We start from the raw sequence: 23,573 nt of genomic DNA, 5'->3' as shown, positions 1-23,573 counted from the left end.
AAAATGAAAGTCAGGGTGGAGAAAACCGCCGCAGACTCATTCCCGCCAGACGCAGAGGGTGAGGTGCAGTCGCCGTTCGGGAGGCGAGATGTTGATGGGAGGAGGAAGCGCAGGGGCGCGGCGCGACAGGGGCGCCAGCAGGGCAATCACGAAGGCGATGGCAAAGAAGATCTGCTCGGCGCAGAGCAGATTGGCGGCACTGAGCCACTTGCCGTTGAGCTGGCAACTGCTGGGCTGGGGCGTCGCGGTTTGCCCCTCGTCGGCATCGGTGCTGGACGAGGAGAGGGGGAGCATCTGGCAGCTCAGGGCCTGGTCGAGCTGTGCCAGCCTGGCCAGCGGCTGGGCCGCACAGTTGAGCACCAGGATGCAGACCAGCAGCAGGAGTCTTGTCGCCACGCGTTGTCGCAAAATCATGCTCGTCCTACCCTGTTGAATGGGGCATATCCTATCGATCAATGGTGGCGTGAGCAAGCCAGCGGGATTCGATGCGACCACATGTTCCATCTGGCGTGGTCGGTTCTGTCTGGCGAACGCTTGTTCGCTAAAAGGGGGACCAGTATACTGCGCCGAGTCAAATTCCGAGGTGTTCGATGCTCAAACTTGCCCGTGTGCTGCTGCTTACCCTGCTGCTCATCTTCTGGTTCGTGTTTGGTCTGTTGCTCTGTCTGGTGCGTCCGCGCCACCCCAACAACGTCTATGTTTTCGCCCGCATGTACCATGCCGTCTGCCCGCTCATCGGGCTCAAGGTCCGGGTCACCATTCCGGACGAGGTCAAGTCGGCGGGGCCTGCCGTCTATGTCTGCAATCACCAGAGCAACTTCGACATCTTCACCGTGACCGGTGCCGTGCGCCCCGGCGTGGTGGCGGTGGGCAAGAAGAGCCTGCTGTGGCTGCCCTTCTTCGGCCTCATCTTCTGGCTCTCCGGCAACGTGCTGATCGACAGATCCAACCGCTCCCGCGCCATCGGCACCATAGGCCAGGTGGTGGATCGCATCAAGCACCACGGCACCTCCATCTGGATGTTCCCGGAAGGGACCCGCTCCCAGGGCCGCGGTCTGCTGCCGTTCAAGGCCGGCGCCTTCCACACCGCCGTCCAGGCCGAAGTGCCCGTGGTGCCCATCGTCTGTTCCAGCTACTTCGGTCAGGTTGACCTGAACCGCTGGGACAACGGCGAGGTGCTGCTGGAGATGCTGCCCCCCCTGTGCAGCAAGGAGCACGGCGCCGCCGGCATCCGCGATCTGTCGGATACCTGCCGGGCCAAGATGGAAGCCAAGCTGGCGGAGCTGGATGGCAAGCTGGGCCATCGCCCGGCCGCCTGAGGTTTGAGTTCAACTGCATGAAGGGAGCCGCCGGCTCCCTTTTTTATTGGTTAAAATCACCACCATGTTGGCCATTTTTACCAACTAATGGCCTTGATATGGCAACGTCGAGTCTCCATCTATCTGTAAAACAACAATAAATTATCTTGGCACGGCTCTTGTAATGCCATGGGAAGAGATAGCCATCCCCATGAACAAGGAGCCAGACCATGAGCGTATTCAGCCGCCTGACTGACGTGATCAATGCCAACCTGCACAGCCTGCTCGACAAGAGCGAAGAGCCGGAGAAGATGCTGCGTCTGATGATCGAAGAGATGGAGCAGGTGCAGATCGAGATGAGAACCCAGGCCGCCCGGGTCATCGCCGAACAGAAACAGCTGGAGCGCCATCAGCAGGCGCTGCGCCACCAGATCCAGGAGTGGTCTGCCAAGGCCGAGCTCGCCATCCAGAAGGGACGTGAGGATCTGGCTCGTGCCGCCCTCACGGAGAAGCTGGCCGAGGTCAAGAAGTGCGAGCAACTGGAGCAGGACAAGGCCCGGGTAGCCGAGGTGCTGGCCCAGCTCACCGCCGACAGCGAGCGGCTGGCGACCAAGCTGACCGAGGCCCGCGAGAAGCAGAAGATGCTGACCCTGCGCGAACAGACTGCCCACAGCCGGATCCGTGCCCGCGCCCAGGTGGACAACCAGCGCATGCATGAGCTGATGGCCCGCTTCGACGGCTTTCAGGGCCGGGTCGATCAGCTGGAAGCCCAGCTGGAGGCGGCTACCCTGGGGCAGAATCCCTCTCTGGAGGCCCAGTTCCGCGAGCTGGAGTTGAACGACGAGATTGAGCGTGAGCTGGCTCGCCTGAAAAGCCGGAAGGCGGAGGCATAACCATGAGCCCCTGGCCCAAAGATCTGGCCCATCGCAAGCTGACCGGGGTCTGTGCCGGTCTGGCCAACGGGCTTGGGATCTCGAGGGTGACGGTGCGGGTGCTGGCCTTGCTGGCGCTTATCCTGATGCCGCCCCTGGCCCTGGCCATCTATCTGCTGGCGGTGCTGGTCATGCCGCCCCGTCGTGAATTGAAACGCTGGCTGGACTGATCCCCGGATCAGAGCCGCCGGCCACTGCAAGCCTGTGAGGAGCACAACATGCTGGAATTTATCGTCTTGATGCTGGTGCTGGTGACCATGGCGCTGACCGGTTTTACCGTGCTGGCCATGCTGCTGGTGAGCGGGGTCTTCGTGCTGTTTGGCGCCCTGGCCGGCATGTTTGCCCTCATCATCAAGCTGGCGCCCTGGTTGCTGCTGGTGCTGGCGGTGTGCTGGTTGCTCAGCAACAGGCGCAAGCAGTCGAACACCTACCGTTAAACCTCCCTGACCCTTTACGGCCACCCTTCTGGGTGGCCTTTTTTATGGCGGCTGGTTCAGGGGGACGGATTGATGGGGACCGCGGCGGCGCTCAGCCAGGGCCGGCTCCAGTCGTGCCAGAGTTCGGGGTCGAGTACCAGGCGCTCCTTGAAAGCCTTGCTCTGCTGCTTGAGGCGATACTCGAGGCGCAGCGCCTCGCCCTTGTCTGCCACCCCCTGGCGCCACACCAGGGTCAGCAGCCCCTTGCCACGCAGGGCGCGGGCGCCCTTGCCGCTCTGGTGCTGGCGCAGGCGCCGCTCGGGATCCGTGCTGATCCCCGCATAGAGCGAGCCCGCGCCGGTGCGCACCAGATAGATAAACCAGCGGGGGGACGGTGTATCGGCCACGATGGTCATGCTCATGTCTTGCGCCATTCGACCCCGCCGCGCTTCAGCAGGTGCAGGGGCAGCAGGCTCACCAGCAGGCCGGCCCAGACGAAGGCGAAGCCCACCGATTTCACCGGATCCGGGATCTCGCCAAACCAGAAGATGGCGAGCAGGAAGGCGAGGCTCGGCTCTATGTATTGCAGCAGCCCCACGGTACTCATGCGGGTGCGTGCCACTGCGTAGCAGAACAGCCCCACCGGCAGCAGGGTCGCGGGGGCTGTGCCCATCAACAGCAGCTTGTCGGCCCAGTCCCCGGCCATGAACTGGCTTATGCCGTGCAGCCCCAGCCAGGCGAGGATCAGCAGGGCGACGGGAAGCTGGGCCAGGGACTCGAGATAGAGGCTGACACCGGCATCGTGGCGCACCTTCTTCTTGATGAGGCCGTAGAAGGCAAAGTTGGCCCCCATGATGAGGGAGAACCAGGGCAGTTCGCCGTAGGAAAACAGCATGTAGGCCAGCCCAGCCAGCGCCAGGGCAACCGCCAGATGCTTCTGGGGGGTGAGCCGCTCCTTGAGGAAGAGCACTGCGAAGGCGATGTTGAACAGCGGCGTCATGAAGAAGGCGAGGCTGGTGGCCAGCACCTGGCCCGTGGTCAGGCACCAGGTGAACATGCACCAGCTGATGGACATGACGGGGCCCGCCAGCAGGATGAGGCCAAGCTGGCGGGGTTCGCTGCGCAGGCGTGCCCAGGGGACCCGCACCCCGAGCAGCAGGAAGAGGCCGCCCAGCAGGATGACAGACCAGAGTACCCGGTGGGAGAGCAGCTCCCACATGTTGATCTCGGGCATGAACTGGTAATAGAGGGGCAGCATGCCCCAGAGCACGAAGGAGAGGGCCGCACTGCCGGGGCCCAGCCAGTTCTTCATCGCTTTCCGTTTATTAAATTAAACAAATGTGGCCGCATGATAAGTATCTGCCGCCGGTTCCACAAGCGGGATCCTGCCGGAAACTCTGTTACCATCAGGCCATGAACCGACTCGACCTGCTGTTTGAACAGATCCGGGCCTGCCGCCTGTGCGAGGCCCACCTGCCGCTGGGGCCCAGGCCGGTGATCCGCGGCAGCGAGCGTGCTCGCTTGCTGATCATCGGTCAGGCGCCCGGTACCCGCGTCCATGCCAGCGGCATCCCCTGGGATGACCCCTCCGGCGATCGGCTGCGCAACTGGCTCGGGGTGGGCAAGGCCACCTTCTACGACGAGTCCCGCATCGCCATCATGCCGATGGGGCTCTGCTACCCCGGCAAGGGCAAGTCGGGGGATCTGCCGCCCAGACCCGAGTGCGCGCCCACCTGGCACGACAAGGTGCTGATGCTGTTGCCCAACATAGAGCTGACCCTGCTGATCGGCCAGTATGCTCAGCGCCACTATCTGCGGGAGGCGGGCAAGGATTCGCTCACCGAGACGGTGCGCAGTTGGGCTGACTATGGCCCGGCCTGGTTGCCGCTGCCGCACCCTTCCCCGCGCAACACCTTCTGGCTCAAGAAGAATCCCTGGTTCGAGCAGGAGGTGATCCCCCATCTGCAGCAGAGGGTTGCCCCCTTGCTGCTCTGATTCAGACCGCCGGCTCTGCCAGCGGCTTTGACTTGCCGCGCGCCATGGCGACCAGCGGCAGTATGATGCACAGGCACCCCAGCAGCAGCGGTAGACCCGGCTGCTCGTCGAACAACCAGACTCCGATGGCGACCGCCATCAAGAGACCCGTGTACTCCGCCGAGGCGATCTTGCTCGCCTCCGCCTTGCGATAGGCCACCACGCACAAGCCCGCATAGACCATGATCAGCGCCGAGGAGCCGAAGGCGGGCCACCACATCTGCCACTGCCAGGCTCCCCCTTCCCACCAGGCCAGCGCCAGTATGATCGGCATGCTCAGCACGTTGGTGAAGAACAGGGTCTGGGCTATGGGCTGCTTGAGGGGGATCCGCTTGATCAGCAGGTTGTTGACCGCCATGGAGAGCGCCACCCCGAGCGCCGCCAGGGCGGCCCAGTTCACCTCGGTCGGGCGCAGCACTATCAGCACACCGATGAAACCCACCAGAGCCGTCAGCACCTTCTGGCGCGACAGCGCTTCCCCTGCCAGCCAGACCGCGAGCGGCACCATCAGCAGCGGGGCCGCATAGAAGAGGGCATTGGCGGTGGCCAGCGGCAAGCGGGTGAGGGCGACCACCATCAGGCAGACGCCGATCGCCCAGATGTGGGCTCGCAGCAGGTGCCACTTGATGGCCACCGGCGGGTTGCGCCGCCAGGACCAGAGCAGCCAGGGCGCCAGCAGGAGGGCGGCGGAGAGCTGGCGGAAGAAGACGAACTGGAACACCGGCTGGCTCGGCTCCAGCACCTTGACCAGCGCATCGGAGAAGACCGCCACCATGTTGCCCAGCACCAGATAGAGGATGCCGATCCCGACTGCGTTCATACCACCTCCCACGTTAGATGAGGGAAGGGTAGTCTGACGCCCGTTATCCAGTAAAATGATAAAAAATCACCATCCATGAGAATTTTGGATAATGAAGCTACCTCCCCTGCGCGCCGTTCAATACTTCGAGGCGGTTGCCCGCCTGCTCAGCTTCTCCCGTGCGGCCCTAGAGCTCAATGTCAGCCAGAGCGCGGTCAGCCACCAGATCCGCCTGCTGGAGGACTTTCTGGGGGAGCGGCTGCTGCTGCGCCAGGGACGCCTGCTGTCGCTGACCGCCCAGGGGGAGAGCTATTTCGAGGGGATCTCCGCCGGGCTCGGCCAGATAGCCCAGAGCAGCGAACAGCTGCGCGGTGGCGGCGAGATGCGGCTGCGGCTCGCGGTCTACAGCTCGTTCGCGGTGAAGTGGCTGATCCCCAGGCTGGCCGGGCTGCGCCAGCTCTACCCCGAGCTGGATCTCAGCCTCGAGATGGTGGCGGAAGATCCCGAACTCTCCGATCGGGTGGCGGACTGCTTCATCACTGTCTCCCCCCACGGGCGCGGCTATTGCCACGATCTCATCTATCGGGAGCGGCTCTTTCCGGTCTGCAGTCGTCGCCTGTTGCAGCAGGTGGAGGGGGAGTGGCCTGCCGCCATCTGGCAGTTGCCGCTGCTCTCGGTGCAGTCCATCTACAAGGCGCGGGGGGAGGATTGGCAGCGCTGGGCCAAGGCGGGGGGGCTGGTCATTCCGGACGAGGCGCGGATGCACCACTTCAGCCATGTGCTGCTGGCGATGGAGGCGGCGGCCTGGGATCAGGGGGTGGCGTTCGTGAACGACTACATGCTGCGACCGGACGATCCCCAGCTGGTGGCCTTGCCGGTGCACCAGCTGGAGACGGGGGATGCCTTCTACTTTACCTGCAAGCGATCCCGGGCCCATGAGCCCGCCATCAGCCGGCTGCGCCAGTGGCTGATGATGGAGACGCGCCAGAGCATGCCGCTCTAGCCGGTGGGCTGCCGGCTCAGGATAAACAGGGGGCATGGGATGAACGAGGGGCCGAGGGTGTGAGTGGCCTGATAACTAGGGTCAGGCCACTCCAGGCTCAGGCTTTCTTGAACTGGCTCAGGATAAAGAGGCTGGTGGCGCAGACCACGACCGAGGGGCCTGCCGGTGTGTCCTGGTACCAGGAGAGGGTCAGCCCCCCCAGCACGGCGAGACAGCCGATCAGGGCCGCGAAGCCGGCCATCTGCTCCGGCGTCTGGCTGAAGCGGCGGGCGGTGGCGGCCGGAATGATCAGGAGCGAGGTGATGATCAGCGCCCCGACAAACTTCATGGCCACGGCGATCACCAGGCCTATCAGCAGCATCAACACGCAGCGCAGCACGTCGACCCGCACCCCCTCCACTCGCGCCAGCTCCTCCGAGATGGTCATGGAGAGCAGGGGATCCCACAGCCGCCAAAGGGTGAGCAGCACCAGGGCGCCGCCGCCGTAGATCCAGAGCAGGTCCATGGGCTGCACCGAGAGCAGGTCGCCGAACAGGTAGGCCATCAGATCCACCCGTACATTGTCCATGAAGCTCAAGGTGACCAGGCCAAGGGAGAGGGCGCTGTGGGCCAGGATGCCGAGCAGGGTATCGGTCGCCACCTGCTGGTTGCGGCTCATGATCACCAGCAGCATGGCCATGGCGAGGCAGCAGACTACCACCGCCAGGGTGAGATCCACCTGCAGCAGTATGCCGAGGGCGATGCCGAACAGACAGGCGTGGGAGAGGGTGTCGCCAAAGTAGGCCATCTTGCGCCACACCACGAAGCTGCCGAGGGGCCCGGCCAGCAGGGCGATGCCGAGGCCGGCCGCGAGGGCATATAACAGAAAGCTGTCCACTTGAATGTCCTTAGCTGTGCTTATGGATTGCGAGACGGCAGGCGGATGACGGGGACCTGCGGCTCATGATGATGATGTTCGCCGTCGCAGTGATGATGGTGGGTATAGACCGCCAGCACCTCCCGCTCCGGGCGTCCGAACAGGCGGGCAAATTCGGGGTGGCGCGCTACGCTCTCCGGCTCGCCGTGGCAGCAGATGTGGCGATTGAGGCAGATCACCTCGTGGGTGCTGGCCATCACCAGGTGCAGATCGTGGGAGACCATCAGCACGGCGCAGTTGAACTCGGCCGCCAGCTGGCCGATCAGGGCGTAAAGCTCGATCTGGCCCGTGATATCCACCCCCTGGACCGGTTCGTCCAGCACCAGCAGCTCGGGCTTGACCAGCAGGGCACGGGCCAGCAGCACCCGCTGCATCTCGCCGCCGGAGAGCTTCTGCATCCGGTTGTCCAGCAGCTCCTGGGCGCCGACCCGCTCCAGCGCTTCCTCGATGGAGAGGCGGCTGTTCTTGCCGAGCTGGAGGAAGCGGCGCACCGTCAGTGGCAGGGTGGGATCCAGATAGAGGCGCTGGGGAACATAGCCGACCCGCAGATCACGACGACGAATGATCTTGCCGGAGTCCGGATTGAGCAGGCCCAGCACCAGCTTGCTCAGAGTGCTCTTGCCCGCCCCGTTGGGGCCGACTAGTGTGGTGATTTTGCCTTTGTTCAGGGTAAAGGAGACCTTGTCGAGCACGGACCGTCCGTCAAATGACAGACAGACCTCTTTCAGCTCCACCAGTTGGGTCATGACAGCTCCGGGGTTTACAGCCTGTGAGAGTTATAATATAACAGCGACGTTGGTTTGTTATATTATCACACACTCACTCCCTGACGAGACCTCTATGCGAATTCTTACTCTGATCACTGCGCTGCTGGCAGTGAGTCTGCCTGTCCGCGCCCTCGAGGTGCTGACCACCATCAAACCCCTGGGTTTTATCGCGGCGGCCATCACGGATGGCGTGAGCGAGCCCAAAGTCTTGCTGCCAACCGGCGCCTCTCCCCATGACTTCTCCCTGCGCCCTTCCGATATTCGCAGCATCAATGACGCCGATCTGGTGGTGTGGGTCGGCCCCGAGCTGGAAGGTTTCATGGCCAAGCCGCTGGCCGAGCATCCCCACAAGCTGACCCTGACCCAGGTTCCGGGGATGCCGCTGTTCAACTACGCGACTCAGGGCAGCCAGGATCCCGCTCATCATGACGACCACGACCACGACCACGCCGCCCATGAGCACGATGACCACGATGAAGGTCATGAGGGGCATCACCACGAGGGGGTGGATCCCCATATCTGGCTGGGGCCGACCCAGGCCAAGGTGATTGCCAAGGCGATCGCGACCGAGCTTGCCAAGCAGGATCCGGCCAATCAGGCCCGTTATGCCGCCAACCTTGCCGCATTCGATGCCAAGGTGGACGCCAAGGACAAGGTGATCGCCGAACAGATGAAGGCGGTGAACCAGAAGGGCTATTTCGTGTTTCACGAGGCCTATGGATACTGGGAGCGTCACTACGGCATGAGCTCCAAGGGCCACTTCACCGTTAGCCCGGAGCGTCGCCCCGGCGCCAAGACACTGGTGGAGATCCGCAAGGCGCTTGAAGAGAAACAGGCGAGCTGCATCTATGCCGAGCCGCAATTCTCGCCTGCGGTGATCGAATCGGTCGCCCGCAACACAGGCGCCAAGGTGTTGCTGCTGGATGAAGTCGGTGAGCAGGTGCCGCTTGGTGCTGATGCTTATCCGCACTTCATGCAACAGCTGGCCGACGCCTTCGCCCAGTGCCGCTGAGTCATCCCAGACTCGCCCTATGGGGCGGCCGCGGCCAACTATACTGACCTCCAGCGTCTGATATGGAGCGTCAGTTATGAAATTATTGCTTGTCCCCATCTGCACCCTGGCACTGATCTGTGCCAGCGTGCAGGCCTCCCGCCTGTCCGAGCACATTGCCAGCCCCGAGCTGAAGGCAAAAATGCAGGAAGTCTATGGCGCCAGGGCTATCCAGCGCGCCGAGGCCTTTTCGCGCCTGCTCGCGCCCAGAGCGGGCACCACGGATCAGCAGAAGCTGGAACTGGTCAATAACTACTTCAACAATCTGACCTACAGCGAAGATCCCAGGCTTTGGGGGGACGAGGACTACTGGGCCAATCCGCTGGAATTCATCGGGGCCAGAGGGGGTGACTGTGAGGATTACAGCATCTCCAAGTATTACACCCTGATGGAGCTCGGCGTCGACGAGAAGAAACTGCGGCTGGCCTATGTGAAGGCGATCCGCTACAACCAGTTTCACATGGTGACGCTCTATTTCCCGACGACCAAGTCCGACCCTCTGGTGCTGGACAACATCAATGGTCGCATCCTGCCCGGCAGCAAGCGCAATGACCTGCAACCCGTATACAGCTTCGACGCCAAGAGCATCTGGGTCATGAAGTCACGCCGTGAGGGGACCCTGGCCGGGAGTGCCGATCGCCTGACCCAATGGAAGTCGATGCAGAGCCGCTTCTCCAGCGAACATCTGCGTGCCCCCCGCCGCCAGCTATAGCTTGCCTGCGGCCTTCAACTCCTCGAAATACCTTGCCGCCCCCGGATGTTGCGGGGCGTTCAGCACAGGACCAATCTTGTTGCGCGCCTTGTGGAACAGGTTGGCGTAGCCATAGGTCTGCTCGTTGAAACTGGTCTGCTGGCTCAGCATGGCCTTGGTCAGGCGATAGGCGTCTTCATCCGGCGTGGCGGCATTGGTCACCAGGGTGGCGGCGATGGCAAAGGTGGGGGTGGCTTTCAGGTTGCCGGGATAGATGCGGGCCGGTACCTGGCTGCGCTGGTAGTATTTGACGCCTTGCAGCAGTTGATCCCGAGTCGCACCTTCGATGGCCATGAAACGGATGGCGCAGCGCTTGGATGTCTCCAGCACGATCCGGTTCGGGTGCCCCATCACCAACCCATAGGCATCGATCTGTTTGCTGCACAAGGCTTCGGACAGATTGGCCACGCTCTTCAGATCGAGATCCTGCTCCTTTGCCCCCAAGACGTTGAACAGTGCCAGCGCCGTCTGGCGAGTGCCCGAACTCTTGAGTCCCATGTCTATGGGGGCCAGTTTGAGTTGCTCCAGGGTGGTGATGTCGCCATCGGCCCGCACCACTATGGTGAAAGGCTCAGCATGGGTGGCAAAGAGGGTTCTCAATTCGGGCTGGGGTTGCTTGGCAAATGGTCCCGTGCCCTGGCTGGCCTGATAGAGCCAGTCAGACTGGACGAGGGCGTAGGGGATCTCTGCGGCTTGCAACTGCCGCAGATTCTCGATGGAGCCCGAACTGGCCTGGGGTTTGCATTGCAGTGTGGGGTCGCTCTTGTGAGCCAGTCGACAGAACTCCTTGATGACCTGGTAATAGATACCCTGTTCTCCCCCCGTGCCTATGGTCATGGACACTGCATGCGAGCCGGGCTGCCACAGCAGGGCAAGCAATAGGATAGGGATTCTCATGATGCCTCCTGGCTGGCATAGCCATCAATGCCCCAACTGCGCAGGGTATCCGTGTCGTTGATGTCGCCAGCTTCCGCCAGCAGGGTATAGCCGGAGGCATGCAGACACTGGGAAAGCAGGTTCCAGTAGAGGGGGGCCTGGGTCAGCTGGCAGCTGATGAAGACCGGCTTGATGGGGTCTAGCTTTGTCAGGTTGTCGTTGTTCATGGGCACATTGCTGAATGCCATCTCGACCCCCTGAGCCTGAAGCGCCCCCAGGCGCTCCTCGGCCAGGGGAGGGAAGCTGGCCAGATCCCAGCGCCAGTCCAGGGTCTTGCCCCTGGCGCTGGCCAGGGAGGAGGCGAACTGTGCCCAGTCAGGATGATTGAGCAGGCTGAGGGGGAGCTGTAGTCCTTCCGTCTTCTGAGTCAGCCAGTCGTTGAGCAGCGCCCGGATCTCATCCGGCGAGCTGTCCGTGGTAGGTGGGGTCTGGGGCAGTAATCGGCTATAGAGGCGGATGTTTCCCTGAGTGGAGAAAAAGTGCTGCAGATACATGCCGTTGGCGATGTCGGTCAACCCCGCGAGTTTCTGATGGGCCTGCAGGCTGTCATGTTTGCCGAGCTGGGTGATCTTGAGCCTTTGCTGCAGCAGATCCCGCTTGCGCTCGGAGACCAGCTGGTTGATGGAGACCACGACCTCCTGCAACTCGCGAAGCCATGGGGTTGGCAGATGGCCGCTGAACTGGCGTTTGCGGATCTGCACCAGTTGCAGGCTGACTTGTTCGAGGGGGCGCAGCAGGCGGCCGCACACCCAGGTGATCACCAGGGTGAATACCAGCAGACCCGCGAGCAGTGCCAGTCCGGTGCGGCTGATGGCGTTCCAGAGGTGTTGGTAGGCGTATCCCTCGTGGCCTTCGAGGGTGAGGGTGCCCAGAATGCGCCAGCCATCGGTGAGCTCCTGCTCGATCTTGACAGGTGGCATGTGGACGACAGCCGGCAGCCAGCTGGGGATATTTTGCTGGGCCGTGTGGAAGACTTTCTGGAACAGCAACTGGCCATCGGGATCCAGCAGCGTGACCGAGCTGACGAAGCCGCCATCGAACATGGCGTTGACTATGGTTTCCGCCAGCACCTTGTCATCGTTGAGCAGGGTGCCTTGCAGTACCAGACCCAGGGCCGTGATGGCCGTCTCCAGGTTGGCCGACATCTGATCGAGGATGGACTGCCGTACCGTGGTGATCTCCAGCATGAGCAGCAGGATGGCACCAATGGTGAACAGGATCAGGATGATTACATTTAACAATCTTGCCAATGACATACCCACTCCCTGGAAATGTTTTTGCAACATCTGATGGTCCGGGGGTGAACGCAACCGGACTTGGTTCTTAAAAATAGAAAAAAATGGCTGAAAAAGGCGATCATTTCTGCCCATGCAGGAAGGTTATGCATAAAATGTGAGTTTCGTGCATATCGCGATGAACTTTTTGTAAGTATTTAGGTCTAAAACCCAGATATTCGGTTTTCATAATAAAAAATCATAAAAACAGACCCACAACTACCACCCTTAGATCTAATAACAGGATAGCGGATGAAACGTCTCCGTCCCTTGGTAGCGCAGGCTGCCAACTGGGAACCCCCGGTTCCCCGCAAACATTTTTACGCCATGCTATTGCTCACGGCCATGACGCTGTCAGCGGTAGCCGTATTGCCAGCTCCAGGTGACATCCTTGAGCGGCCATTGCGTCTGGAGTTGCCCATTGCCACCACTGGCACGGCAACCAACGAAGACAATACGGATTTTAACGACATCCCGGATCACGAACTGGTGGAAGCCGCGGCGCCGGAAGATGACATTCCGGCCGATGCCACGCCCCAGTGGCAGGATTACCGGGTACGCAACGGCGAAAACCTGACCACCATCTTCAACAACCTCGGCCTCTCCACCACCACCCTCTACAAGGTGCTGGATGCGGATGCCAAGAACAATCTGGCCCGCCTCAAGCCTGGCCAGACCATAGAGTTGCTGATCGATCAGGACAACATACTGCAGCAGCTGAAGATCCGCCTGAACATCAAGCAGACTCTGGTGCTGGAGCGTACCGACGACACTTACAGCGCCAACATGCTCAATGAAGAGGTGCAGTGGCAGCAGAAGAGTTATGACGGCGTCATCAATGGCAGCTTCTACGTCAGCGCCCGCAACGCGGGGATCCCGGCCAACCACATCCAGAAGATTGCCAACCTGTTCCAGTGGCGCCTGAATTTCGCCAAGGATCTACAAAAAGGCGACAAGTTCAAGGTGTTGGTGAGACAGGAGACGGTCGAGGGCAAGAGCACGGGCAACACCCAGCTGCTGGGCGTCGAAGTATTCAGCCAGGGCAAGGCGGTATCGGCCTGGCTGTCGGAAGATGGCAACTATTATGACGGTCAGGCGAACAGCCTGGAGCGCGGCTTCCGCCGGTATCCGACCCATAGTCGCTATCGGGTCAGCTCCAACTTCAACCCGGCCCGACGCCACCCCATTACCGGCCAGGTCCGCCCCCATGAGGGGACTGACTTCGCCCTGCCGGTGGGGACGCCCGTGATGGCGACCGGCGACGGTGTCGTGCTCAAGGCGACCCGCCACCCCCTAGCGGGCACCTATGTGGTGATAAAGCACGGTCGCACCCTGATGACTCGCTATCTGCACTTGAGCAAGTTGCTGGTCAAACCCGGCCAGAAGGTGAAGATGGGGGACAAGATAGCGCTCTCCGGCAACACGGGCCGCTCTACCGGTGCACATCTGCACTATGAGGTGCGAGTCAACAACCGCCCGGTGGACCCCATGAAGGTCAAGCTGCCGATGGCGGAGCCGCTCTCCGGCAAGGACAAGCGCCAGTTCCTTGCCAAGGTGAAGAGCTATCGCAAGGAGATGGAGGCGGGTTGAGCCCCTCTCTGCGGATACAAAAAAGGCCCCGCCAATCTGGCGGGGCCTTTTTACTGGTGGTTGGGTTCAGTAACCCTTGTCGAAGTCGATGCGGCCATCGAGTTGCTGGCCGTCGATGAAGCGGATGTAGTTGCGGATAAAGATCTGGGCCACATCTTCCGGGAAGCTGTAGGCGCTGTTGTGGGGGGTGATGATGAGATTGGGCTGATGCCAGAGCGGGCTGTCAGCGGGCAGGGGCTCCTGCTCGAACACATCCAGCACCGCAGTGCCCAGCTTGCCGCCGCTCAATGCCGCCAGCAGATCCCCTTCATGGACCGCATTGCCCCGGCCGACGTTGAAGAAAATGGCCCCCGGCTTGCAGTGGTTGAAGCGATCGGTGGTGAACAGATGGCGGGTCTCGCGGGTCGCCGGCAGTACGCTGACGATGACGTCGGCCTGGGCCAGCATCTTGTTCAGTGCCGGCAGCTGATACACCTGATCGAAGCCGGCGCGCTCATTGCCACTGTGGCTGATACCGAGCACCCGCATGCCGAAGTGCTTGGCGGTGTGAGCTATGTGCTGGCCTATGCTGCCGGTGCCCAGGATCAGCATGGTGCGCCCCTTGAGCCCCTGATAGGGATGGCTCTGCCACAGTCGCTGTTGCTGCTGTTCGCGGTAGAGCGGCAACTGGCGCGACAGGTTGAGCAGGTGACCGAACACGTACTCGCTCATCAGCGGCCCGAAGATGCCGCGCACATTGGTGAGCAGGTAGTCGCGGCGGCAGCTGGCATCCAGCAGCACGTCGACCCCGGCGTAGGTGGACTGGAGCCAGCTCAGCCTGTCGGCCTTGGCCAGCAGGGGTCTGGCCCGTGCCGGTTCTGCCATCAGGATGTGGGCATCACCGATCAGCTTCTCGGCATCGCTCTGGTTGTCGGCCCGCAGTATGTGCAGATGGGGGAGGCGGGCGGCCTTGAGCAGGCGCTCATAGTGGTTGTTGTCCTGGCTGAGCAGAAGCAGGGTACGTTGGCTCATACTCTTGTTCCTTATCATGTTTGCGGCACGGCGGAGGAGGGGTCTGTCCTCATCTTACCCCAGTTGATCGGGCAAGATAGTCGACCAGGGCGCTTTTTCGTTTTCGCCACGCCCCTCGTGGGCTACAATCTGCCCCACATTTTGCAAAGGATCCGACTCCAGTGTTTGGTGACAAGTTTTATAAGCGACTGGCCGAGCTGCAGCCTTGGCAGCAGACCGTCTACACCCTGGCGCTGGCAGAGCGCATGTACCCCAACTATGTGCTGTTTACCCAGGCAGCCGGTTTCGGGGATGCGAAGGCGTTTCGCCACGCGCTGGATCAGATGTGGAATTACCTCACCGTGAAGGGATCCCGCGTCAATCTGGGGGCCATCCTGGAGGCGTTCGAGGTCTATATTCCCGAGCCTAGCAAGTTTGAATCCTACGGGGCCTACCCGGCGCTGGATGCCTGTGTGGCGCTGGGCTGTGCCTACAACTCGGTGATCTGCCGGGTGGGGGAAGAAGCCATGGATGCCAGCCACGCTTCGGTCGGTACAGTGGCCGGTTTCATCGAGATGCTGGAAGAGCGGGATCTCAGTGACGAAGAGCTCTACGAGCACGAATACATCGAGGCAGAACTGGAGTTCCAGGTTGAGCTGCTCAAGCAGGTCGCCCATGAGCGTGACAGCGATCGCATCCTGGCCATCCGCACCTTTGCGGCCCAGGGCGGCGTCTCCAACATAGGCATCAGCCTGGAAGAGTGATCTCCCCGCACGCTTCCCATAAAAAAAGCTCCCATTCGGGAGCTTTTTTTATGGCCGTCGTTTGTTCAGGCGCGCTCTTCGGTGAGCGGTCTGACGCTTAGCACGGGAGCCGCGTCTATGCCGTCGGCATTCATCATGGCCGAGATCCGTTGCAGGGAGGAGAGCAGCAGTCCCTGTTCCCAGTTCTCCAGGGCCTGGAAGCGCTGGATGAAGCTCTCCTGCAGCGGGGTGGGGGCCTGGGCGAGCAGGGCGCGACCCGCGTCAGTCAGTGTCGCATGCACCTTGCGCTTGTCGGTTTCGCTGCGGATACGCTGCACCAACTGGCGGCTCTCTAGCCTGTCCATGATGGTGGTCGCGGTGGCCTGGCTCATGTTGGTGTGATCGGCGAGCTGGCGCATGGAGATCTGGCCAAGCTCGTTGATCCCCTTGAGCAGCAGGAGCTGCGGCGACGTCAGCCCGGCCTCCTTGATCAGGCGTTTGGAGTGCATGTCGATGGCACGGATGATCTGGCGCAGAGCAATCAGCACTTCATCATGTTTTTCCATGGAGTCGGGGTCATCGCAGGGCAGTGGAGAGGCGCAAAATTCTCCGCCTAATCCCCAACAAGGTCAATATGGTTTTTGGTGTAATCATTTCTGCTCTAATGAATTTTATGTTAGGTTATTGGACAATTGCCGCATTTAAACCCGATATTTGAGGAGTGACATCATGAATGACGACCTGGATATCAAGTCCCTGGTTGCCGATCTTCGCGTGGTCAGGGTCCGCTATGAACTGCCAGATACCTCGGCTTTCGTGCGTTATCAGCCCGCCTATGACGAGGATCCCAACAACCTGCAAGTGCATCACTACGATGGTGAGCTGCCGCTCTCCTGCAGCGACACAGGTTCTTTCAGTCTAAAGGAGTTGGTGAACGAATTGCGCTACGCCTATGTGCTGGTGCACCTCTTCCCCGACGAGAGTGCCATGAACTTCTACCTGGCCGGTCTGGACAATGGCCTGGCCCAGCTCGAGTTCATCGGCGGCTCCTATGACTTCAACCGGCTCTGGATCACCAGCGGGATCTCCAGTCTGGGGGTGCCAATGGCCATCTTCCTCGGCAAGCGTCACGCCGTGAACGGCCAGCCTTCGGTCACCCTGGTGGATCACCGCGAGCGGGTGGCGGGTCGACTGGTCTATCGCGCCATCGGTGGTGCGGGAGATCACGTGGGTGAAGATTTTTTCAACAATGACTAAGGAGGCCCGATGAGAGCAACCAAAGGGCTATTGAAAGGCCTCAATCCCACCATGGCCATGACGGCCCTCACCGTCGTGACCCTGTTCCTGTTGTTTGGAGTGTTTGACCCGGATACCGCGGGAACCTGGTTCACCGGCGCCAAGGACACCATCATTGCCGGCTTCAAGTGGTACTACATTCTGGTGGTTGCCCTGTTCCTGTTCTTCGCCGTCTACCTGATGTTCAGCCGTTTTGGCAGCATTCGACTGGGCGACGACGACCAGGTACCGGAGTTCGGCTACTTCGCCTGGTTCTCCATGTTGTTCAGCGCCGGCATGGGCATAGGCCTGGTGTTCTGGAGCATAGCCGAGCCCATGTATCATCTGCAGGGCAACCCCTTCGTCACCGAAGGGATGACGCCGGAAGCGGCCCAGATCGCCATGCGCCTCACCTTCTTCCACTGGGGTCTGCACCCCTGGGCCATCTATGTGATCGTCGGCCTGTCGCTGGCCTTCTTCAGCTACCGTCGCAAGTTGCCGCTGGCCATTCGCTCCGTGCTCTACCCTATCCTCGGCGAGCGGATCTACGGCTTCTGGGGTCATGCCGCCGACGTGCTGGCGGTGTTCGGCACAGTGTTCGGGGTGGCCACCTCCTTAGGGCTTGGTGTCTCCCAGATGAACACCGGCCTCAACCAGATGTTCGGCATGGAAGTCTCCCAGCACAGCCAGCTCTGGCTCATCGGCGGCATCAGTCTGATCGCCACCCTGTCGGCCATCTCCGGCGTGGGGCGCGGGGTGAAGATCCTCTCCGAGCTCAACATCTGGCTCAGCGCCTTCATCCTCGTCCTCTTCCTGGTGCTGGGGCCGACCACCTATATCCTCAACGCCTATGTGCAGAACATCGGCGATTACCTGCAAAACATCGTCAAACTGAGCTTCTGGACCAACACAGAGGCCAACGGCACCTCGGCCTGGCAATCGAGCTGGACCGCCTTCTACTGGGGCTGGTGGATAGCCTGGGCCCCCTTCGTCGGCATGTTCATCGCCCGCATCTCCAAGGGGCGCACCATTCGTGAGTTCGTGCTCGGCGTGCTGCTGGTGCCCTCCCTGCTCGGCATGTTCTGGCTCACTGTGTTCGGCGGTACCGCCATGCATCTGGAGCTGTTCGGCGGCGGTGGCGTGGTCGCGGCGGTCAACCAGGACGTGACCCTGGCGCTCTACAAGACGGTGGAGCTGCTGCACTGGGAGACCTTCGGCTGGATTGCGAAAGGGGTGCTGACCCTGCTGATCTGCACCTACTTCATCACCTCCAGCGACTCGGGCACGCTGGTCATCACCACCCTGCTCTCCATCGGCGATCAGGATCCCCCCGTGCTGCACCGCGCCATCTGGGGGCTGGGTCAGGGGCTGGTGGCGGCCATTCTGCTGGTCTCCGGTGGCCTGGCGGCCTTGCAGGCGGCCAGCATCATAGCCGCGCTGCCGTTCTCGCTGATCATGCTGGCCATGTGCTATTCGCTGATGCAGGGGCTCAAGCAGGAGAGTCAGCACCAGTTCGAATACCGGCAGAAGCTCAAGCGCCATCCCGGCTCGGTCAATCTGAGCCTGCTGGATCGCATAGGTCCGGGCTGATGGCCCAGTACCATTGAGGCAAAACGAAGGGGAACCGCGAGGCTCCCCTTTTTCATTGCCTGTGTTCCGGTGTTGCCGTCAGAGCATCTGCTTGAGGCGATAGAGCAGGTCCAGCGCCTGACGGGGGGAGAGCTCGTCCGGGCGCACCGCTGCCAGCTCTTCCACCACCGGATGGGGTTGTGGGGCCAGGGTCACCGGAGCCGGGCGGCTTTCACCGGCTGCGACCGGAGTGGCGCTTTCCAGCTCGTGCAGTTTGTGACGGGCCTGATGGATCACCGATTTCGGCACCCCCGCCAGCGCCGCTACCTGCAGACCGTAGGAGCGGCTGGCCGCGCCTTCCTGCACAGCGTGCATAAAGGCGATGGTGTCACCATGTTCAACCGCATCCAGATGGACGTTGGCCAGCCCGCTCATCAGCTCCGGCAGACGGGTCAGCTCGAAGTAGTGGGTAGCGAACAGGGTGTAGGCGCCGATCTTGCTCGCCAACTGCTCGGCGCAGGCCCACGCCAGCGAGAGGCCGTCGTAGGTGCTGGTGCCGCGGCCAATCTCGTCCATCAGCACCAGGCTGCGGGCGGTGGCGTTGTTGAGGATGTTGGCGGTCTCGGTCATCTCCACCATAAAGGTGGAGCGGCCGGAGGCCAGATCGTCCGAGGCCCCGATGCGGGTGAAGATGCGGTCGATGGGGCCGATGCGGGCGCTGTCGGCGGGCACGAAGGCACCGATATGGGCCAGCAGCACGATCAGCGCGGTCTGACGCATGTAGGTAGATTTACCCCCCATGTTAGGACCTGTGATGATCAGCATCCGGCGATCCCGCTCAAGCCGGATGGGGTTGGCGATAAAGGGATCGCTCATAACCTGCTCCACCACCGGATGACGGCCCGCCTCGATCAGGATCTGATCCTCATCGATGAGCGTCGGGCAGCGGTAGTCGAGGGTCTCGGCCCGCTCCGCCAGATTGGCCAGCACGTCCAGCTCCGCCAGCGCGGCGGCAGACTCCTGCAGATCGCCGAGGTGGGGCAGCAGGGCGTCGAGCAGCTCTTCGTAGAGGCGTTTTTCCAGCGCCAGCGCCTGAGCTTGGGCGGTGAGCACCTTGTCCTCGTATTTCTTCAGCTCGTCGATGATGTAGCGTTCGTTGTTTTTCAGCGTCTGGCGGCGGATGTAGTGGGCCGGCACCAGATGGCTGTTGGCGCGGCTCACCTCGATATAGAAGCCGTGTACCTTGTTGTAACCCACCTTGAGGGTGTTGATGCCGGTCAGCAGCTTCTCCCGCTCTTCGATGCGGGCGAGGCTGGCGGTGGCGCCGTTGGCCAGATCCCGCAGCTCGTCCAGCTCCTGATTGAAGCCGTCACGGATGACGCCGCCATCGCGGATCAGCACCGGCGGCACCTCCATCACGGCGCGCTCCAGCAGGTCGAGCAGCTCGGGGAAGGTGCTGGCGCGCTCGGCCAGCTGCTGCACCGCTTCGTGCTCATTATCCGCCAGCTGGCGCTGCAACTCGGGCAGCTGGGCGAATGCCTGACGCAGGCGGGTGAGGTCGCGCGGCCGGGCCGAGCGCAGGGCGAGACGGGCCAGCACCCGCTCCACATCCCCCACCTGACGCAGCAGGTTGCCCAGCTCGTCGTAGAGGTTCTGCTCGATGAGCTCCTTGATGGTGCTCTGGCGGCCTTTCAGGATCACCCGATCGCGGATCGGCTGGTGGATCCAGCGCTTGAGCAACCGGCTGCCCATGGGGGTGGCGGTGCGATCCAGTACCTCGGCCAGGGTATTCTCATAGCCCCCCGCCAGGTTCTGGGTCAGCTCCAGATTGCGGCGGGTGGCGGCATCCATGATGACCGCATGATCGGGCTGCTCGAGGCGTACGCTGCGGATATGGGGCAGGGCGGTGCGCTGGGTGTCCTTGACGTACTGCATCAGGCAGCCAGCGGCGCACAGGGCGGTCTCGCTCTGCTCGACCCCAAAGCCCACCAGATCCTGGGTGCCAAACTGCTGGCAGAGCAGCTTGCGGGCTGTGCCCAGCTCAAACTCCCACTCCGGGCGGCGGCGCAGGCCGCGACGACCCTCGACGTGGCGCAGGAACTCGAAGGACTCCGGGTAGAGCAGCTCCGCCGGGTTGGTGCGTTGCAGCTCCGCTAGTAAAGTCTCTTCCTTGTCGAACTGGTTGATGAAGAAGCGGCCTGAGCCTATGTCCATGGTGCCGTAGCCGAAGCGGCGGCCATCGTGGTAGACGGCGGCGATCAGGTTGTCCTGTCGCTCCGAGAGCAGCGCCTCGTCGGATACTGTGCCCGGGGTGATGATGCGAATGACCTTGCGCTCCACCGGTCCCTTGCTGGTGGCGGGATCCCCCACCTGCTCGCAGATGGCGGCGGATTCACCGAGCTGCACCAGCTTGGCCAGATAGCCCTCGATGGCGTGATAGGGCACCCCCGCCATGGGAATGGGGCTGCCCGCGGACTGGCCGCGCTTGGTCAGGGAGATGTCGAGCAGTTGGGACGCCTTGCGGGCATCGTCATAGAACAGCTCGTAGAAGTCGCCCATCCGGTAGAACAGCAGGATCTCCGGGTTCTCGGCCTTGAGGCCAAGGTACTGCTGCATCATGGGGGTGTGGGCGCTCAGGTTGGCGCTGGTGGCTTGGTGCTGTGCTGTCATGTTCTATTCCAGAAGGTGCTCTTGCGGGCAAGCGTCTGCCGTAATGGGTCTGAATCTGGTGGCCATTCTACATGGTCGGGCCGAGATGGTGAGGGGTTATCTCGCTTTGGGGAGAGGGGCCTGGGGTTTCAGGGGCCGGGTGGCATGGGCAGGCCGTCACCGGGATCAGAAGCGAGGAGGGGGGGGCGAGGGGTGCGGGGGGGAAGGGGAAGATCCCCGCCATCAGCGCGGGGATTGTGGTCACAGCGTCAGGATGCGCTCTTAGTACATGGCTTCGTTGCCACTGAGCATCTCGTGCAGCTTGGTTTTCTGCTCCGGGGTCAGCACCTTGCTGACTTCGAACAGGTAATGGGCACGGTAGTAGCGGGCCTCGGCCTGCACGTTGCTGATGGTCTGCAACTGCTTCTTGGCGGCCGCCTCGTCCCACTTGCCAGTCTTGATCATGTTGATGATGACGTCCTGACCGATGGCGTCGAGCTTGACCGAACCGAGTTCCTTGGCCGCCTTCTCACGCAGGCTCTTGATCTGCTCAACCTGTGCGGTGGAGAGGTTCAGCTCTTGCGCCAGGGTGGTTTCGCTCTGCAGCTCGGGGGCGCTCTCGGCGGCGAAGGTGTTGGTGGCAAAACAGATCGCCAGGGCAGTCATGGCGACTTTAAATTGATGCTTCATCTGCTTTCTCCAGTATCCCAAAAGATAGAAACCGCATACAGGGCGGTGCCTGCTGATTATAGGAAGCCCCCATGTACTGGAGCTTAAGCGTTGGCGACTTGCCGCTGTGGCGCACTTGCGTCCAATGTCCGGCAGGGCCATGCCGGTCGGTCGCTGACGCAGCCGGCCCCGGGTCGGTTGCTCGCGATTCGGGGCGACTGCATAATGACCCCCATGTTTCCCCCGCAAGGGGCCAGAGAGGGCATGATGATGGGGCTTGAGGCAGAGATCGATCGTTTATCCCGGGAGCTCGGCGAGGCATTGCAGGCTCGAGGCTGGTTCGCCGCCACGGCGGAGTCCTGTACCGGGGGCGGCGTTGCCACGGCCATCACGGATATTGCGGGCAGCTCAGGCTGGTTCGACCGCGGCTTTGTCACCTACACCAACGAGGCCAAGCAGCAGATGCTGGGGGTGAGCATCGACAGCCTGCTGCGCCATGGCGCCGTCAGCGAGGCCGTGGTGCTGGAGATGGCCAGAGGGGGCCTGGCCCGTTCCGATGCGGGGATCTGCGTTGCCATCAGCGGCATCGCCGGACCCGGTGGCGGCAGTGACGACAAGCCGGTCGGCACCGTCTGGTTCGCCTGGGCGGATCGCACGGGTCGCCATCAATCCCTGCTCGCCCGCTTCGATGGCGACCGCCATCAGGTGCGCCAGCAGGCGGTCAGACAGGCCTTGTCCGGACTGCTGGCCCTGCTCAGATAAATTGGGCTTGATACTGTATGCATAAACAGTATACTTAGCCCAACTTCACTTCTACATCACGATTCCCAGCGGAGATTGGCATGGATCAGAACAAACAGAAGGCACTGGCGGCTGCGCTGGGCCAGATCGAAAAGCAGTTTGGCAAAGGCTCCATCATGCGTCTGGGCGACAGCAAGACCATGGATATCGAAGCCATCTCCACCGGCTCCCTCTCCCTTGATGTGGCGCTGGGCATCGGCGGTCTGCCGTGCGGTCGTATCGTCGAGATCTACGGCCCGGAATCGTCAGGTAAAACCACCCTCACCCTGCAGGTGATCGCGGAAGCCCAGAAGAAAGGCAAGACCTGTGCCTTCGTCGATGCGGAACACGCGCTGGATCCCATCTATGCCGCCAAGCTGGGGGTCAACGTCGACGACCTGCTGATCTCCCAGCCGGATACCGGTGAACAGGCGCTGGAGATCTGCGACATGCTGGTGCGCTCCAACGCCGTTGACGTCATCATCGTCGACTCGGTGGCAGCCCTGACGCCGAAAGCGGAAATCGAAGGCGAGATGGGTGACTCCCACGTCGGCCTGCAGGCCCGCCTGATGTCCCAGGCGCTGCGCAAGCTGACCGCCAACATCAAGAACGCCAACTGCCTGTGTATCTTCATCAACCAGATCCGGATGAAGATCGGCGTCATGTTCGGTAGCCCCGAGACCACCACGGGTGGTAACGCGCTCAAGTTCTACGCCTCGGTGCGTCTGGATATCCGTCGCATCGGCGCCATCAAGGACGGCGACGAAGTGGTCGGTAACGAGACCCGCGTCAAGGTGGTCAAGAACAAGGTGGCCCCGCCCTTCAAGCAGGCCGAGTTCCAGATCTTCTACGGTGCCGGTATCTCCAAAGAGGGCGAGTTGGTTGATCTGGGCGTCAAGCACAAGCTGATCGACAAGGCCGGTGCCTGGTACAGTTACAACGGCGAGAAGATAGGTCAGGGCAAGGCCAACGTGATGAAACTGTTCGCCGAGAACAAGGTGATGGCCGCCGAGGTGGAAGCCCGCCTGCGGGAGCTGCTGCTCTCCGGTGCCGTGCCGGTCGAGAAGCCGGTGGCCGCGGTCGCCGAAGAGTTTGAAGACGAAAGCGAACAAGAGTTCGAATAAGGAATAA

Annotated in this window: 26 protein-coding genes; 14 read left to right on the top strand and 12 right to left on the bottom strand. The window is 61.9% G+C overall.

Annotated features, from left to right (window positions below; translation table 11 throughout):
• Positions 1-36: 36 nt before the first annotated feature.
• Positions 37-414 (bottom strand): hypothetical protein, encoded by a 378-nt coding sequence (locus OC537_RS16100; protein WP_262112750.1) that lies wholly within the window; start codon positions 412-414, stop codon positions 37-39.
• Positions 415-590: 176 nt separating this feature from the next.
• Here OC537_RS16100 and OC537_RS16095 point away from each other — a divergent pair, with 176 nt between their 5' ends.
• From OC537_RS16095 to pspG, 4 genes are all read left to right on the top strand, one after another.
• On the top strand, positions 591-1,319 hold the full coding sequence (locus OC537_RS16095) for a 1-acylglycerol-3-phosphate O-acyltransferase (protein ID WP_106885064.1): 729 nt from the start codon (positions 591-593) through the stop codon (positions 1,317-1,319).
• A 209-nt stretch (positions 1,320-1,528) separates the two neighbouring features.
• Complete coding sequence (gene pspA, locus OC537_RS16090; protein WP_163147997.1) at positions 1,529-2,191, top strand: phage shock protein PspA; 663 nt, start codon at positions 1,529-1,531, stop codon at positions 2,189-2,191.
• Between the two features lie 2 nt (positions 2,192-2,193).
• A complete protein-coding gene (locus OC537_RS16085) occupies positions 2,194-2,400 on the top strand; it encodes a PspC domain-containing protein (RefSeq protein WP_262112747.1) in 207 nt (68 codons plus the stop codon).
• Positions 2,401-2,448: 48 nt separating this feature from the next.
• Positions 2,449-2,667, top strand: coding sequence for an envelope stress response protein PspG (pspG, locus tag OC537_RS16080; protein WP_005331057.1), 219 nt, complete (start codon positions 2,449-2,451; stop codon positions 2,665-2,667).
• 56 nt (positions 2,668-2,723) lie between these two features.
• On the opposite strand, the gene OC537_RS16075 is transcribed toward pspG, so the two are convergent.
• Both OC537_RS16075 and rarD read right to left on the bottom strand, forming a co-directional pair.
• Complete coding sequence (locus tag OC537_RS16075; protein ID WP_262112746.1) at positions 2,724-3,068, bottom strand: GIY-YIG nuclease family protein; 345 nt, start codon at positions 3,066-3,068, stop codon at positions 2,724-2,726.
• On the bottom strand, positions 3,065-3,958 hold the full coding sequence (rarD, locus tag OC537_RS16070; protein WP_163155297.1) for an EamA family transporter RarD: 894 nt from the start codon (positions 3,956-3,958) through the stop codon (positions 3,065-3,067). Before rarD ends, OC537_RS16075 begins: the two co-directional genes overlap by 4 nt.
• 101 nt (positions 3,959-4,059) lie before the next feature.
• Here rarD and OC537_RS16065 point away from each other — a divergent pair, with 101 nt between their 5' ends.
• A complete protein-coding gene (locus tag OC537_RS16065; protein WP_262112745.1) occupies positions 4,060-4,641 on the top strand; it encodes a uracil-DNA glycosylase family protein in 582 nt (193 codons plus the stop codon).
• A 1-nt stretch (position 4,642) separates the two neighbouring features.
• On the opposite strand, the gene OC537_RS16060 is transcribed toward OC537_RS16065, so the two are convergent.
• Positions 4,643-5,500: a DMT family transporter gene (locus OC537_RS16060; protein WP_005331061.1), complete on the bottom strand. Its 858-nt coding sequence runs from the start codon at positions 5,498-5,500 to the stop codon at positions 4,643-4,645.
• Positions 5,501-5,591: 91 nt separating this feature from the next.
• Here OC537_RS16060 and OC537_RS16055 point away from each other — a divergent pair, with 91 nt between their 5' ends.
• Positions 5,592-6,482, top strand: a complete 891-nt coding sequence (locus tag OC537_RS16055; RefSeq protein ID WP_025325605.1) for a LysR substrate-binding domain-containing protein — start codon at positions 5,592-5,594, stop codon at positions 6,480-6,482.
• 97 nt (positions 6,483-6,579) lie between these two features.
• On the opposite strand, the gene znuB is transcribed toward OC537_RS16055, so the two are convergent.
• Both znuB and znuC read right to left on the bottom strand, forming a co-directional pair.
• The gene (gene znuB, locus OC537_RS16050) at positions 6,580-7,359 is read right to left on the bottom strand and encodes a zinc ABC transporter permease subunit ZnuB (protein ID WP_025325606.1); all 780 of its coding nucleotides are present in this window, start codon (positions 7,357-7,359) and stop codon (positions 6,580-6,582) included.
• A gap of 20 nt (positions 7,360-7,379) precedes the next feature.
• Positions 7,380-8,144 carry a zinc ABC transporter ATP-binding protein ZnuC gene (gene znuC, locus OC537_RS16045; protein ID WP_262112744.1) on the bottom strand — a complete coding sequence of 255 codons (765 nt, stop codon included), beginning with the start codon at positions 8,142-8,144 and terminating at the stop codon, positions 7,380-7,382.
• A gap of 94 nt (positions 8,145-8,238) precedes the next feature.
• Here znuC and znuA point away from each other — a divergent pair, with 94 nt between their 5' ends.
• Positions 8,239-9,177 (top strand): zinc ABC transporter substrate-binding protein ZnuA, encoded by a 939-nt coding sequence (znuA, locus tag OC537_RS16040; RefSeq protein ID WP_262112743.1) that lies wholly within the window; start codon positions 8,239-8,241, stop codon positions 9,175-9,177.
• A gap of 76 nt (positions 9,178-9,253) precedes the next feature.
• Positions 9,254-9,928, top strand: a complete 675-nt coding sequence (locus OC537_RS16035) for a transglutaminase-like cysteine peptidase (protein ID WP_234568548.1) — start codon at positions 9,254-9,256, stop codon at positions 9,926-9,928.
• On the opposite strand, the gene OC537_RS16030 is transcribed toward OC537_RS16035, so the two are convergent.
• On the bottom strand, positions 9,923-10,864 hold the full coding sequence (locus OC537_RS16030) for a TAXI family TRAP transporter solute-binding subunit (RefSeq protein WP_262112742.1): 942 nt from the start codon (positions 10,862-10,864) through the stop codon (positions 9,923-9,925). The genes OC537_RS16035 and OC537_RS16030 overlap by 6 nt on opposite strands.
• A complete protein-coding gene (locus tag OC537_RS16025) occupies positions 10,861-12,159 on the bottom strand; it encodes a LapD/MoxY N-terminal periplasmic domain-containing protein (protein ID WP_262112741.1) in 1,299 nt (432 codons plus the stop codon). The genes OC537_RS16030 and OC537_RS16025 overlap by 4 nt, the downstream gene beginning before the upstream one ends.
• Positions 12,160-12,429: 270 nt before the next feature.
• Between OC537_RS16025 and mepM the strand changes: the two genes are divergently transcribed.
• Positions 12,430-13,767, top strand: a complete 1,338-nt coding sequence (gene mepM / locus OC537_RS16020) for a murein DD-endopeptidase MepM (protein WP_139744064.1) — start codon at positions 12,430-12,432, stop codon at positions 13,765-13,767.
• A gap of 66 nt (positions 13,768-13,833) precedes the next feature.
• On the opposite strand, the gene OC537_RS16015 is transcribed toward mepM, so the two are convergent.
• Positions 13,834-14,778: a D-2-hydroxyacid dehydrogenase gene (locus OC537_RS16015; RefSeq protein WP_262112740.1), complete on the bottom strand. Its 945-nt coding sequence runs from the start codon at positions 14,776-14,778 to the stop codon at positions 13,834-13,836.
• Between the two features lie 161 nt (positions 14,779-14,939).
• Here OC537_RS16015 and OC537_RS16010 point away from each other — a divergent pair, with 161 nt between their 5' ends.
• The gene (locus OC537_RS16010) at positions 14,940-15,521 is read left to right on the top strand and encodes a YjaG family protein (RefSeq protein ID WP_262112739.1); all 582 of its coding nucleotides are present in this window, start codon (positions 14,940-14,942) and stop codon (positions 15,519-15,521) included.
• A 65-nt stretch (positions 15,522-15,586) separates the two neighbouring features.
• On the opposite strand, the gene OC537_RS16005 is transcribed toward OC537_RS16010, so the two are convergent.
• Positions 15,587-16,066: a MarR family winged helix-turn-helix transcriptional regulator gene (locus tag OC537_RS16005; RefSeq protein WP_025325615.1), complete on the bottom strand. Its 480-nt coding sequence runs from the start codon at positions 16,064-16,066 to the stop codon at positions 15,587-15,589.
• 163 nt (positions 16,067-16,229) lie between these two features.
• Between OC537_RS16005 and OC537_RS16000 the strand changes: the two genes are divergently transcribed.
• Both OC537_RS16000 and OC537_RS15995 read left to right on the top strand, forming a co-directional pair.
• Positions 16,230-16,757, top strand: a complete 528-nt coding sequence (locus tag OC537_RS16000) for a hypothetical protein (RefSeq protein ID WP_111913441.1) — start codon at positions 16,230-16,232, stop codon at positions 16,755-16,757.
• A 9-nt stretch (positions 16,758-16,766) separates the two neighbouring features.
• Complete coding sequence (locus OC537_RS15995; RefSeq protein WP_025325617.1) at positions 16,767-18,365, top strand: BCCT family transporter; 1,599 nt, start codon at positions 16,767-16,769, stop codon at positions 18,363-18,365.
• A gap of 78 nt (positions 18,366-18,443) precedes the next feature.
• On the opposite strand, the gene mutS is transcribed toward OC537_RS15995, so the two are convergent.
• A complete protein-coding gene (mutS, locus tag OC537_RS15990) occupies positions 18,444-21,014 on the bottom strand; it encodes a DNA mismatch repair protein MutS (protein WP_262112738.1) in 2,571 nt (856 codons plus the stop codon).
• A 261-nt stretch (positions 21,015-21,275) separates the two neighbouring features.
• Complete coding sequence (locus OC537_RS15985) at positions 21,276-21,683, bottom strand: Spy/CpxP family protein refolding chaperone (RefSeq protein WP_240453164.1); 408 nt, start codon at positions 21,681-21,683, stop codon at positions 21,276-21,278.
• A gap of 249 nt (positions 21,684-21,932) precedes the next feature.
• On the opposite strand from OC537_RS15985, the gene pncC reads away from it, so the two are divergent.
• Both pncC and recA read left to right on the top strand, forming a co-directional pair.
• The gene (pncC, locus tag OC537_RS15980; protein WP_106887795.1) at positions 21,933-22,424 is read left to right on the top strand and encodes a nicotinamide-nucleotide amidase; all 492 of its coding nucleotides are present in this window, start codon (positions 21,933-21,935) and stop codon (positions 22,422-22,424) included.
• Between the two features lie 80 nt (positions 22,425-22,504).
• Entirely contained in the window at positions 22,505-23,566 is a 1,062-nt protein-coding gene (gene recA / locus OC537_RS15975) for a recombinase RecA (RefSeq protein WP_106885048.1), read from the top strand.
• Positions 23,567-23,573: the final 7 nt, after the last annotated feature.

The organism is Aeromonas sp. Marseille-Q5825, assembly GCF_946892685.1.
Classification (GTDB): Bacteria; Pseudomonadota; Gammaproteobacteria; order Enterobacterales; family Aeromonadaceae; genus Aeromonas; species Aeromonas rivipollensis.
Note: the sequence above shows the minus strand (reverse complement) of the source record. Positions and strands in the feature narration are given on the sequence as shown.

Excerpts from the sequence above, each read along its gene's own strand:
- recA (WP_106885048.1), top strand. The coding sequence starts at position 22,505 with ATGGATCAGAACAAACAGAAGGCACTGGCGGCTGCGCTGGGCCAGATC.
- OC537_RS16025 (WP_262112741.1), bottom strand. The coding sequence starts at position 12,159 with ATGTCATTGGCAAGATTGTTAAATGTAATCATCCTGATCCTGTTCACC.
- OC537_RS16075 (WP_262112746.1), bottom strand. The coding sequence starts at position 3,068 with ATGAGCATGACCATCGTGGCCGATACACCGTCCCCCCGCTGGTTTATC.
- OC537_RS16000 (WP_111913441.1), top strand. The coding sequence starts at position 16,230 with ATGAATGACGACCTGGATATCAAGTCCCTGGTTGCCGATCTTCGCGTG.
- OC537_RS16030 (WP_262112742.1), bottom strand. The coding sequence starts at position 10,864 with ATGAGAATCCCTATCCTATTGCTTGCCCTGCTGTGGCAGCCCGGCTCG.
- pncC (WP_106887795.1), top strand. The coding sequence starts at position 21,933 with ATGGGGCTTGAGGCAGAGATCGATCGTTTATCCCGGGAGCTCGGCGAG.
- OC537_RS15995 (WP_025325617.1), top strand. The coding sequence starts at position 16,767 with ATGAGAGCAACCAAAGGGCTATTGAAAGGCCTCAATCCCACCATGGCC.
- OC537_RS16055 (WP_025325605.1), top strand. The coding sequence starts at position 5,592 with ATGAAGCTACCTCCCCTGCGCGCCGTTCAATACTTCGAGGCGGTTGCC.
- OC537_RS15985 (WP_240453164.1), bottom strand. The coding sequence starts at position 21,683 with ATGAAGCATCAATTTAAAGTCGCCATGACTGCCCTGGCGATCTGTTTT.
- OC537_RS16065 (WP_262112745.1), top strand. The coding sequence starts at position 4,060 with ATGAACCGACTCGACCTGCTGTTTGAACAGATCCGGGCCTGCCGCCTG.
- OC537_RS16095 (WP_106885064.1), top strand. The coding sequence starts at position 591 with ATGCTCAAACTTGCCCGTGTGCTGCTGCTTACCCTGCTGCTCATCTTC.
- pspA (WP_163147997.1), top strand. The coding sequence starts at position 1,529 with ATGAGCGTATTCAGCCGCCTGACTGACGTGATCAATGCCAACCTGCAC.
- mutS (WP_262112738.1), bottom strand. The coding sequence starts at position 21,014 with ATGACAGCACAGCACCAAGCCACCAGCGCCAACCTGAGCGCCCACACC.
- pspG (WP_005331057.1), top strand. The coding sequence starts at position 2,449 with ATGCTGGAATTTATCGTCTTGATGCTGGTGCTGGTGACCATGGCGCTG.
- OC537_RS16100 (WP_262112750.1), bottom strand. The coding sequence starts at position 414 with ATGATTTTGCGACAACGCGTGGCGACAAGACTCCTGCTGCTGGTCTGC.
- znuA (WP_262112743.1), top strand. The coding sequence starts at position 8,239 with ATGCGAATTCTTACTCTGATCACTGCGCTGCTGGCAGTGAGTCTGCCT.
- OC537_RS16035 (WP_234568548.1), top strand. The coding sequence starts at position 9,254 with ATGAAATTATTGCTTGTCCCCATCTGCACCCTGGCACTGATCTGTGCC.
- znuC (WP_262112744.1), bottom strand. The coding sequence starts at position 8,144 with ATGACCCAACTGGTGGAGCTGAAAGAGGTCTGTCTGTCATTTGACGGA.
- mepM (WP_139744064.1), top strand. The coding sequence starts at position 12,430 with ATGAAACGTCTCCGTCCCTTGGTAGCGCAGGCTGCCAACTGGGAACCC.
- OC537_RS16060 (WP_005331061.1), bottom strand. The coding sequence starts at position 5,500 with ATGAACGCAGTCGGGATCGGCATCCTCTATCTGGTGCTGGGCAACATG.
- OC537_RS16015 (WP_262112740.1), bottom strand. The coding sequence starts at position 14,778 with ATGAGCCAACGTACCCTGCTTCTGCTCAGCCAGGACAACAACCACTAT.
- OC537_RS16085 (WP_262112747.1), top strand. The coding sequence starts at position 2,194 with ATGAGCCCCTGGCCCAAAGATCTGGCCCATCGCAAGCTGACCGGGGTC.
- rarD (WP_163155297.1), bottom strand. The coding sequence starts at position 3,958 with ATGAAGAACTGGCTGGGCCCCGGCAGTGCGGCCCTCTCCTTCGTGCTC.
- OC537_RS16005 (WP_025325615.1), bottom strand. The coding sequence starts at position 16,066 with ATGGAAAAACATGATGAAGTGCTGATTGCTCTGCGCCAGATCATCCGT.